Raw genomic sequence first — 12,085 nt, forward strand, 5'->3', positions numbered from 1 at the left:
ACATATTCAATAGGTTGGCGGCGTAGCCATTGTCAAAGTAAAGCCGACGCTACGATAAATTTTATATCGTTCACGCGCCAACTGTTTCAATTGTTCATCAATAGGTACAAAGTCTATCACTTCATGGAAAGCTGTGGCAAAGTCTACGAATTGCGATTGCAAATTAATCAAGAGATCACGAGGTGCATTACCACGTTTTCCAGGCCAACATAATTCAACAGGAGCGCCATAACGAGGGCCTTCACCTGCAAGATTATGAGGAACAAACTGATGAGGTTCTCTTGCCCATAATGCCTCATCAAGCAATTCAGCTTGAGCCTGAGACTCACAAACCAACAAAATACGTTTGCCTAAGCGCCAATGTTCAGCGGTAAGTTGACAGGCAAGCCACTCATGAGCCTGTAAATCATCGTGTATTGATGGGTGTTCCATTAAATAAAACGTGGCGTTTTTCATGATATCCCGATAACAGAAGGGTATTGCGTTGCAATACCCTTCTTGGAGTCTGCTCTATTTACCATAATAATAGGGTAATACCTTAACCCTGATAATTATGCGGTATTACTCGTCGCTATTCAAACCCGCGCGATTAAGTAAGAACTGAGACAGTAAAGAAACAGGACGACCTGTTGCGCCTTTGGCTTTACCAGAACGCCATGCTGTACCTGCAATATCTAAGTGAGCCCAGTTATATTTCGTTGCAAAACGCGCTAAGAAACAACCGGCAGTAATTGCACCGCCTAAACGACCACCTGTATTTGCTAAGTCAGCAAAGTTAGATTCGATTTGTTCATAGAACTCATCGCCTAATGGTAAACGCCAAGCGCGATCACCTGCTTGCTCTGATGCATTCATTAACTCATGTGCTAACGGATTATGATTAGACATTAATCCGCTGTAGTGATGCCCTAAAGCCACCATACATGCACCTGTTAATGTTGCAATATCGACAACTAACTCAGGTTCAAAGCGCTCAACATAAGTTAACGTATCACATAGAACTAAGCGGCCTTCAGCATCAGTGTTTAATACTTCAACGGTTTGGCCGGACATAGTTGTTAAGATATCACCAGGGCGATAGGCTTTTCCACCCGGCATATTTTCACAACCCGCAAGTACACCAATAACGTTAATCGGTAATTGTAGTTCTGCAACCACACGCATCACGCCATAGACTGTTGCAGCACCACACATGTCATATTTCATCTCATCCATGCCATCAGCAGGTTTGATAGAAATACCACCCGAGTCAAATGTCAGCCCTTTACCGACTAATACGATTGGGCGAGCTTCAGGATCTTTACTGCCTTTGTACTCAATGATAGACATTAAAGATTCATTTTGAGAGCCCTGACCTACCGCAAGGTAAGCGTTCATGTTCAGCTCTTTCATTTGCTCTTCGCCAATAACTCGCGTAGAAACATTTGAAGAGGAGTCTGCCAATTGACGCGCTTGAGAAGCTAAATAAGCGGCATTACAGATGTTTGGTGGCATGTTTGCTAAATCTTTACATGCTTTAATACCTGATGCGATAGCTAAACCATGAGCAATGGCACGTTCACCACTAGGTAGTTCACGACGAGTAGGAACATTAAAGACCATCTTACGTAATGGACGACGTAATTCTGTCTTATTGCTCTTTAGTTGATCAAAGGTATAGAGGCAATCTTTTGCAGTCTCAACCGCTTGACGTACTTTCCAGTAATTATTACGACCTTTAACATGCAACTCAGTGAGAAAGCAGACCGCTTCCATTGAGCCAGTTTCATTGAGCGTATTAATAGTTTTTTGAATGATTTGTTTATATTGACGTTCATCCAACTCACGCTCTTTACCGCAACCGATCAGTAAAACGCGCTCAGAGAGAACATTAGGTACATGATGTAACAGCAATGATTGTCCAACTTTACCTTCCAGCTCACCTCGGCGTAATAAGGCGCTGATATAGCCATCACTGATTTTATCAAGTTGCTCCGCGATCGGAGATAAACGACGAGGCTCAAACACCCCCACGATAATACAAGCGCTGCGTTGTTTCTCTGGGCTGCCGCTTTTTACATTAAACTCCATGCGTTCTCCTGAATATTAAAGACAAAAACGGAAAGTATCGTTTAGAATAGTGATCCGCATTAATCTACCCCATAGAAAGTTTACTTTTTATGTTAAGCTAAATGCATTAATTGAACACAACTAATTTAGCTAACTTATAAGCTTGTTCTTATTGGGAACCTGTTTATAGCATGTTTTGATATCATTTGGGCTGCAAGAATGTCTAACTGAGATGCACAAATGATAGATATACAACGAAGTTAGCGATTTTCCTGCAAAAAGACAAGTTTTCACAGGCATAACTAGCGTGATTATAATTCGATATTTAGCTCGGGAAACCCTTAAAAGCCAGATAGCCATCTTGTTTATCCTGATGCTTATCTTCTTTAGCCAGAAACTGGTTGAAATTTTAGGGGCTGCTGTAGAAGGTAACATTCCTACAAACCTCGTGATTTCTCTGCTATGGCTGGGAATTCCAGAGATGGCACAGCTTATTCTTCCATTAAGCCTCTTTCTTGGGCTTCTGATGACTTACAGCAAACTTTATGTTGAAAGTGAGATAACCGTCATGAATGCGTGCGGGATAGGTAAAAAAGCATTAGTGCAAGCAGCACTATTGCTTTCATTGCTGACTAGCGCATTAGCCGCAGGGAATGTCATTTGGCTTATTCCATGGTCATCAGCGCATCAAGAGCAAGTGCTTGAAGATGCCAAGGCAAACCCAAGCTTGGCGGCCTTGATGGAAGGACAATTCAAAATGTCCAGTGACCGTAATATGGTACTTTATCTAGGTAGCGTAAAAGGTAACCAATTCCAAGATGTGTTCCTCGCACAGTTACGTCCAACGCAAGATCAGCGTCCGTCGGTTGTGGTGGCAGATAAAGGTTATACCAAGGAATTGCCTAACGGAAATCAGATTGTTGTACTCAGTGAGGGAACTCGCTATGAAGGTACGGCTGTATTGCGTGATTTTCGTATCACCGATTTTAATGACTACCAAGCTGTTATCGGGCATCGCGAATCTACCATTAGCAGTAATCGTGTAGAACAAAAAACGATGACGGAACTTTGGCATTCTAATGAAACAGAATCTATCGCTGAATTCCATTGGCGATTAACTTTGATTTTCTCTGTTGTCATTATGGCTGTGATGGTGGTGCCTTTAAGTGAGGTGAACCCACGCCAAGGTCGCGTATTAAGTATGTTACCCGCAATGTTGCTTTATCTGGTCTTTTTCTTATTACAAAGCTCGCTACATTCTAATGGCGAAAAAGGAAAAGTTGACCCTCTCATTGCGATGTGGAGTGTTAATGGCGTTTATCTTGGCTTAGCTATCTTATTGAATATTTGGGATACCTTGCCTATGCGTAAATTCCGAGCTCGCTTTAAGAAAGGAGTTGCCTGATGTTTGGTGTATTAGATAGATATATCGGGCGTACTATTTTACAGTCGATTTTGATGACACTATTTTTGCTGGTTTCTCTATCTGGCATTATCAAATTTGTCGATCAACTCCGTAAAGTAGGGCAAGGGGATTTCACCACACTTGATGCGGGTATTTATGCGATCTTAAATATCCTTAAAGATGTGCAGATCTTCTTCCCCATGGCTGCGTTACTCGGTGCATTATTAGGGTTAGGTGCATTGGCAACACGCAGTGAGCTGGTGGTGATGCAGGCATCTGGTTTTACACGTTTGCAAATCGCAGGCTCTGTGATGAAAACCGCTATCCCATTAGTACTGTTGACAGTCCTGATTGGCGAATGGGGGGCACCACAAGGTGAACAATATGCACGTAACTATCGCGCTGAAAAAATCATGGGTAACTCTTTAGTTTCCACTAACCGTGGTATGTGGGCTAAAGATGGCAATCAATTTATTCATATCAACCGAATAAAGAGCCAAAATGAGATGCAAGGCATCACACTCTATGATTTTAATAATGATAGAAAACTAGAAACTGTGCGTTATGCATCAAGTGCAACCTATGATGTCGATAAAAAAACGTGGATGTTAAAACAAGTCGAACAGTCAGATTTAACCGATCCACAAAAAATCACAGGTAAAAAACAGGTATCACTTGAATGGCCAACCCGATTAACGCCAGAAAAATTGAGCGTTGTGGCCTTAGATCCTGATGCATTATCGATTAGTGGGCTCTATCAATATGTTAAATACCTCAAACAGAGTGGACAAGAATCAGCAAACTATGAGCTGAATTTCTGGAAAAAAATCTTTGCGCCAGTCTCTGTTGCAGTAATGATGTTGATGGCATTGTCATTTATCTTTGGTCCATTGCGTACTGTGCCAATGGGATTAAGAGTTCTAACGGGTATCTCTTTTGGCTTCCTGTTTTATATCGTCAATGAAGTTTCAGGACGATTAAGTCTGGTTTATGGCATACCTGCTGTGATTGCAGCATTAGTGCCAGGAATATTATTCCTAACGTTAAGTCTATGGTTATTGATGAGGCGTAATCGTTAGGTAATATCCACTGTAGCCAGAAAAAACAAAAAGCGCCTAACAAGGCGCTTTTTGTTTCTATCGGGGGATGTGATCACTGATAAAAATCTTTTGCTAGTGCGCGAACAAGAGCATTAGTGCCTTGGGTCACTTCACTAAACTTAGTGCCATTTGGTTTACGAGTGATCACAACAAATACACCAATATTTAATTCAGGTATTGTTGCCATATAGGTATTAAATCCACCGCCACCGCCAGTTTTTTGGTAGATAGCCGGAATTCCATTGGCTGGAGCCATATAAACCCAACCTAAACCGACACCATCGGCACGACCTGCAACATCCATTCCCTCTATTGAAGAGAGCCGATTACGAGGAAAATAGACAGACTGCTCTTTACTTGCCGTTGCTTTTCGCATGGCATTATGAGAGGTCAAAAAGCCTTGCATCCAACGTTGCATATCTGCAGGTGTTGAGTACACACCACCACTTCCTGCTGCTGCTATTGTGTCAGAACATGGACTTGGTTTATATCCGACTAATAATCGTTGGCATTGTGCAGATGTTGGCGTCAATGTGGTATTGGTCATTCCTGCAGGTTGAGTAACATATTGTTTTAGGAGTTGCGGATAACTTTTACCGGATGCTTTCACTAAGGCATCTGCTAATAAGTCATACGCTAAATTTGAATACGCAGCTTGATTACCGGCAGGTGATGTTAATGTTGCTTTTTTTAACCAGTTCCAACGGTCGCCATGAGTTGGCCAAATAAAAACAGGTCTTCCCCATTTTCCACCAGGTTGTTCTCGTGGAAAACCACTGGTATGACTGGCTAAATGATAAAGGCGGATAGGTGATTGAGCACTCACTAATGGGATATCAACACCATAGTAATTGTATTTCTGTAATGGATCAGTAACTAATAATTTCCCATCATCTTGTAGTTTAAGCATGACTTCACTGGTCATTAACTTTGTTATTGAAGCAATACGAATAAGCGAATTCATTGATGGTGCATTGCGACTTTCAGGCGTTGTTGTCCCAAAAGCATGATTCAAGGTTTGAGAATTATTGATCATGACAATAACCATGCCTTGAGGGTTACTCTTTTGATAGATCTGAGAAGCATATTTATCAAACAACACCCGCGCATTACTCACATTAGGGCTTAATGCTGTAGGCCATTGTGTAAGTTCAGGTACATTATTATTCTGCTGATTTAACATAGAAGGTTGCGTTGCTGGTGGTAGTGATGAATGCTGGCTACAGGCATTCAATGTCAGCAAAGCGACTGGGATCATAAGATATTTTAGAAAATGTTTTTTCATTTTTACTTTCAACAGAAGTCAGTGAGGTGAAAGGAGTGCGATCAACATAAGTGGCTTATGTTTTAAATTGGTGCCTTTCTTATCGCGCTATTTTTTCTTTATCATTTTTAATACGGCACCCAAGATAATACCAACAAATATACCCGTTATAATCCAGCCAACAATGCCCATAACACCGCCTTCTAATCCGATTTAAACCAAATTTTGATTATATTATCAGAAATAAGAATGTCTATCAGTGCAAGTGCCAGTTATCAGAAAGTTGGCATTAAATGTGTCAAATTGTCTCTGATATAAAGATAGTGAAGAAAAACTGCATCATAAAAAGATAATTCCCTGCTATTTCTTATCTAAAAATGAGATAAGTATTACCGTTAAGTTACAATCTCCTTCGTTTATCGTACATTTTTACTCTATTATTAGTTTTTCTTTATTATTAAGTTAAAATGTGTATATCAAGAAAATGTTAATGAATGGTGTTATATTTTTCATGGGTTGATTTTATTGGTGTTTTAACTCGACATGTATCATTTTTAGATGGTATTAATAGTGTTTTATAAAGACAATATAAGAGTGTGTCATATTTTGTAATAATTTAGTGATTGTGGGAACATAAAATTAAACTTATTATAGTTTCATCAAGTCGAGAGACTGAGAATATAAGCGTTACAGAGCAAAGATAACACAGCAATAATAGAACGAAGTAATAAGAAGGCATATTATAAAATAGCCTCTTAAATAATAAATAAGTTATATATTAGTAGTGATTTTTCAACACCATTATATTAAATAGTAATACCTTTGTTTTAAAAGTAAGTTTGTTAATTTAGTTGTAAATACCTTGATATTAGATAGCTGTACCTTCGTTATAGTAGTAAAGAAGTACCTTTATATTAGATAGTAGAACTTTCGTTATAGTAATTATGTACACCTTTGTTTTAAAAGTAAGTTTGTTAATTTAGTTGTAAATACCTTTATATTAGATAGCTGTACCTTCGTTATAGTAGTAAAGAAGTACCTTTATATTAGATAGTAGAACTTTCGTTATAGTAGTTATGTATGCCTTTGTTTTAAAAGTAAGTTTGTTAATTTAGTTGTAAATACCTTGATGTTAGATAGCTGTACCTTCGTTATAGTAGTAAAGAAGTACCTTTATATTAGATAGTAGAACTTTCGTTATAGTAGTTATGTATGCCTTTGTTTTAAAAGTAAGTTTGTTAATTTAGTTGTAAATACCTTGATGTTAGATAGCTGTACCTTCGTTATAGTAGTAAAGAAGTACCTTTATATTAGATAGTAGAACTTTCGTTATAGTAATTATGTACACCTTTGTTTTAAAAGTAAGTTTGTTAATTTAATAATAAGTACCTTTATATCAATAAAATGCAGTACCGATAAAGAAGTTTATTTATCGTATTAAAATATAACTACCTTCTTCCTCACACCAGGGAAGAAAAGGGCAATGACGCTATAAAAATAACTCATAGTCATTAAAATAAAATTAAGCCCTCTATTAGCAGTACTGTTGGATCAAAACACTAACCCAAGTTTTGATCCTTTTTTTATTTTCCGTTATATAAAATATGATATATCGATTGTGTCAGATAAAAATAATTAAAAATTATTTTAATGGAAAAAAGATATTACTATAGAGAGTAAATATATTTACTATTAATTCTTTCTTAAATAAATGAGAATAAAATAAAAGATGAAATATATAAAAAGAATAGAAATAAATAAAAACTAGGTAAAATTGCCTCAAGAATTTTGATGATTGATATAATGCGGCTTAAACCTATACAACAGTGGTTTTTGAACAACATAACAATTGTACTTTAATGGTAATGCAACAACATAAATGCACTTTTTTTCGCCAATCAAGCTGAAAACTAACAATAATTGTTGCGAGGGTTCACCATGCAAGTATAATGAGCGGGTTTTCCAGACACACTTCAGTGCCGGAGTGGCGAAATTGGTAGACGCAGTTGATTCAAAATCAACCGCCTTCGGGTGTGCCGGTTCGAGTCCGGCCTTCGGCACCATAAGAACATCAATGGACGTCAACAGACGTCTTTTTTTGTATCTGAAATCCCAGTTCTATAAGGCTTTCCTCGCGTTTTAACTCTACCAACGTATACTCAACTCAACCGATATCAAGTTAATGATGTGGGTACATTTGCGGGTATATATCGATTCGATAAAGTTTTGTACCCGCAATTCGGCTGCGAGGATAGTTAAAATGGCACTTTCCGATACTAAGATCCGTTCTGCAAAACCTGAAGATAAAGCGTATAAGCTGACAGATGGTAAAGGATTATTTCTTCTAGTTCACCCCAATGGTTCTAAATATTGGCGCTTTCGTTATCGCTTTGGCGGTAAAGAAAAGATGCTAGCATTTGGCGTATACCCTGATGTCTCCCTAGCGAATGCCCGTGAAAAACGAGATGAAGCAAGAAAACTTGTCGCTAACGGAGTAGATCCAAGCGAAAAACGCAAAGAAGTAAAAGAAGAGCAACAAAAGGAATTTAATACATTCGAGAAGGTTGCACGTGATTGGCATGCGACGAATAAGAAGTGGTCAGAAGGCCATAGCCATCGAGTTCTCAAAAGCCTTGAGGACAATATCTTTGCCGCTATTGGTAAACGCAATATTGCTGAATTAAAAACTCGCGATCTCCTAGAACCGATTAAAGCCGTAGAGATGTCTGGATATCTTTAGGTGGCGGCACGTCTACAACAACGTGTGACTGCCATTATGCGCTATGCGGTACAAAGTGGTTTAATTGACTATAACCCAGCACAAGATATGGCAGGTGCAGTGGCGACAGGTAAACGAATCCATAGAGCAGCTTTAGAACTTAAACGCCTACCTGAGTTCTTACAACGCATCGATGATTATAAGGGAAGACCTTTAACTAAACTTGCGGTCAAACTCACCTTATTAGTCTTTATTCGTTCCAGTGAATTACGTTTCGCTCGTTGGGATGAAATCGATTTTGAAAATGCCATGTGGACGATCCCCGCTGAACGCGAAGCGATAGAAGGGGTTAAGCACTCACATCGCGGATCAAAAATGCGTACTACCCATTTAGTTCCTTTAAGCAAGCAAGCCATTGAGATCTTAAAACAGATCTATCAATTTAGTGGTAATCACGAACTGATCTTTATCGGCGATCATAATCCTAGAAAACCCATGAGTGAAAATACGGTAAACAACGCCTTACGTGTGATGGGCTATGATACTAAGACAGAAGTATGTGGGCATGGTTTCAGAACGATGGCATGTAGCTCGTTGATTGAGTCAGCCCTATGGTCGAAGGATGCGGTAGAAAGGCAGATGAGCCACCAAGAACGCAACTCAGTAAGAGCTGCTTATATTCATAAGGCAGAACATATTGAGGAAAGGCGGCTGATGGTGCAGTGGTGGGCAGATTATTTGGATGCGAATAGGGGCGGGCATGTGGGGGCGTTTGGGTTTAATGGGCTCTCTATAATAAAAAATTAATATGAGGCTATGATTTAATCGGTATATGAGTTTAAGGGTAGTGCATATATATTATTGCACTACCCATGAACAATATAATATTTATTATATTGGCCTTTGAGTTATTTTTCTTTTTATCCAAGACCAATACGATTATCTACAAGCTCTTGAAAAATATCAAAAACTTCATTTGTTAAAGCTATTGCTTTGTCTGGAGAAAGAACCTCTGACCATGCTCTATCAAGTTGTCTTTGCTGTATATTTCTAAAATCTATACTATCTTCAGAATAAAACAATGTAATTAATTCTTTTGCTTTGCTATCTTCAATTTGTTCAAAATTAGGAAACTTTATTTTATTTAGTGTATTAACTTCAAGTTTTCTCATTCCTTCTTGAGATATTCCATATAATTCCAACTGCAATTGGCCGAAAACAGATAGAAGCCATGATCCCATAAGTTTTGCGTGATTGATGTTTTTAGATTCAATTAATAGGACATTTGTTGAAATAAGTATCGGATCATTTTCGACAATTGCAACTTGTCCTTTCACTCGTGAAGCTCTAGGTAATAAAATTAAATTAGAATATTTTATCCTTCCATTATTTTTTAGGCTATTAATTATATGATCTTTATTAGGGAGTGCTTTTTTCTGAGCTCCTTGGGCATGTGAAAAATTATGTAGATATTCTGTAATAATAAGATCAAGTAAATCTGATTCTTGCGTGTTTGGGATATATGCTTTATCTGTCGGAATAAAAGAATCATGAGTAGATGAATTTTTTGTTACAACACGAGGCATGTTATCAGTATTATTTAATAAAGAAATAAACCAATCTAGTGGAATTTTTGATAGTACAGTAGGATATTGGTATTTTTGATGATCTTTAGAGATAACTGTTAATGGGTTATTTCCACTATTTCCAAAATTTCCTCTTTTTATTATAAATAAGTTGGAGTTTTGCTCTTTATTTATGTGTCTATTTATGAAATCTTTGGCTTTTAATCCAGAACCAGTTCCCATAATTTCTTGCCATCCCACATCACTAGAAATTTTTAAATCACTTCTTGAAACTATTTTTAAGCTTATATCTTCAGAAATTGAAGATTTTCTAGTTTTTTTTGAAAGTATAGGATTAACGGAAATAGAATTATAAAATTTGTCAAATTGAATATCATTTACTGTATTTAATACTTCAATAAGTTTTATATCTTCAATTTTCTTTCCTTTAATTCCAGAAAGGATAACAGTTCCCTTTATTACACTAGAGAATAAACCTTTTCTTGGGTATGTTACAATATAACTTAACCCAAACTGGTCTAATAAATAATTTCGAAAAGCAGTCATTTCTTTGGAGGAGCGATATAAATGATTAGATGGATAAATCAAAGAAATAATGGTTCCATCAGGAACTAAATTACAAACTAATTCAAGAAATAGAATTTCTAAAGCTACTTGGCCAATATTTAATTTTGATTTTTCTCCGCTTATTTTATGAATTCGATTTGAAAAGATTTTTTTTGTTTTTATTGATTGAACTCCAGATATAAATGGAGGGTTCATGACAACAATTTTCACATTATCGAAAAAAGACTTTTCAACTTCTTCTATACCTTGGATAATAACACTAGGAGAGTTTAATTGAGATATGTTTGCACCAAAGACTAACCCCAGTCTGAGGCTTAGAGATTCAGAAAATAAAGGTTCTTTCTCTATTGCCTTAATTTGTTTTGGTGAAATATTAGTAAATGAAGTTTGGTATAGTGCGGTTAATAAACGGCCACTTCCACTTGCAGGATCAATAATTGTCTCATCTTCTTTAAGTTCTCTTCCTAGTGTTACTTTAGCAATTATAGACAAAAGCCTTGCTAATTCAGTGTCAGTTTCTACAATACCTTGTTTTTTCGGTATATAATCGGTAAGAATTTCATTAATTAGTTCAGCTATTTCATCACCAGCCCCTAATTCTTTACCTGCATGATAGGCTTCAGTTAATATTATTTTTGAAAAAATGATGCTATTATTTGCTTCTGGGGCTGGGTCTTTAAATATATGTTCAAAATCTATTTTTTTTCCAATATCAATTAATCGATGAGGATTTTTTGAATAAAATTTTGCTGGTTTTAATTTGTATTTGTTTAAGTTTTCAATTTTAGTAGCTGCGCCTCGAATATATTCAAAACAGGCAGGGATAAGTATTTTATGCCATTGATGATAATCATTTACAGCTATTTCAAGATTATTTTGTAATTCAGGTAATCCGGTAATATAGATATATTCTTTTTTATCAAGAACAATATCCAATATTTCACTTATGCTATTGATTAGCTTTGAATAAAATTTTTCCTCTTCTAATGAGGAGGCTAAACTTCCGTTTATAGGATTTTCTAATTTAATTTGCTGTGCTGATGTTTTGGGTCTTGACTCGTCATATCTAAATAATTCAAGCAGTTCAAGATTTGAAACGCAATAAAATGGAGTTTCACACTTTGTTCCTAAATTTTGCCAATAATCACGTGCCTGGCGTCTTCCTCCACCTCGTACATTTGATTGAGTCCTTTTAATCTCAATGGGCAGAATGACTTTTTGTGTTTGAGTATTAAAAAGAATAATATCTATAGGACCAGTAGGTGATTGATATTGTTTTCTAATTTCTATATGTTTAGCCTGTCTAATCTTCAATGCTTCATTTAAAGCATATTCAAATGCAGGATGAAAAACTGAATTTTCTTGATCTGAATATGAGGGGAGTTTAGGTATCAT

General features: G+C 36.9%; 6 protein-coding genes, 1 tRNA gene and 1 pseudogene. 4 read left to right on the plus strand and 4 right to left on the minus strand.

The window, feature by feature from the left end; genetic code table 11:
- Positions 1-6: 6 nt before the first annotated feature.
- Positions 7-456 carry a DNA polymerase III subunit chi gene (locus tag GWI68_RS11285; RefSeq protein ID WP_006535638.1) on the minus strand — a complete coding sequence of 150 codons (450 nt, stop codon included), beginning with the start codon at positions 454-456 and terminating at the stop codon, positions 7-9.
- A gap of 105 nt (positions 457-561) precedes the next feature.
- A complete protein-coding gene (gene pepA, locus GWI68_RS11290; RefSeq protein ID WP_036939243.1) occupies positions 562-2,070 on the minus strand; it encodes a leucyl aminopeptidase in 1,509 nt (502 codons plus the stop codon).
- A 286-nt stretch (positions 2,071-2,356) separates the two neighbouring features.
- Here pepA and lptF point away from each other — a divergent pair, with 286 nt between their 5' ends.
- Both lptF and lptG read left to right on the plus strand, forming a co-directional pair.
- Complete coding sequence (lptF, locus tag GWI68_RS11295; protein WP_166540317.1) at positions 2,357-3,454, plus strand: LPS export ABC transporter permease LptF; 1,098 nt, start codon at positions 2,357-2,359, stop codon at positions 3,452-3,454.
- Positions 3,454-4,533, plus strand: a complete 1,080-nt coding sequence (gene lptG, locus GWI68_RS11300) for an LPS export ABC transporter permease LptG (protein ID WP_109408533.1) — start codon at positions 3,454-3,456, stop codon at positions 4,531-4,533. Before lptF ends, lptG begins: the two co-directional genes overlap by 1 nt.
- 73 nt (positions 4,534-4,606) lie before the next feature.
- Here the strand turns inward: lptG and ampH are convergent, their stop codons facing one another.
- Positions 4,607-5,839, minus strand: a complete 1,233-nt coding sequence (gene ampH / locus GWI68_RS11305; protein WP_166540318.1) for a D-alanyl-D-alanine-carboxypeptidase/endopeptidase AmpH — start codon at positions 5,837-5,839, stop codon at positions 4,607-4,609.
- 1,957 nt (positions 5,840-7,796) lie between these two features.
- Here ampH and GWI68_RS11310 point away from each other — a divergent pair.
- Both GWI68_RS11310 and GWI68_RS11315 read left to right on the plus strand, forming a co-directional pair.
- Positions 7,797-7,881 (plus strand) — tRNA-Leu (locus tag GWI68_RS11310).
- Positions 7,882-8,078: 197 nt separating this feature from the next.
- Positions 8,079-9,344 (plus strand): annotated as a pseudogene (locus GWI68_RS11315) (integrase arm-type DNA-binding domain-containing protein).
- 113 nt (positions 9,345-9,457) lie between these two features.
- Here the strand turns inward: GWI68_RS11315 and GWI68_RS11320 are convergent.
- Positions 9,458-12,085 carry a BpuSI family type II restriction endonuclease gene (locus GWI68_RS11320; RefSeq protein WP_166540319.1) on the minus strand — a complete coding sequence of 876 codons (2,628 nt, stop codon included), beginning with the start codon at positions 12,083-12,085 and terminating at the stop codon, positions 9,458-9,460.

The organism is Proteus sp. G2669, assembly GCF_009915245.1.
Lineage (GTDB): Bacteria > Pseudomonadota > Gammaproteobacteria > Enterobacterales > Enterobacteriaceae > Proteus.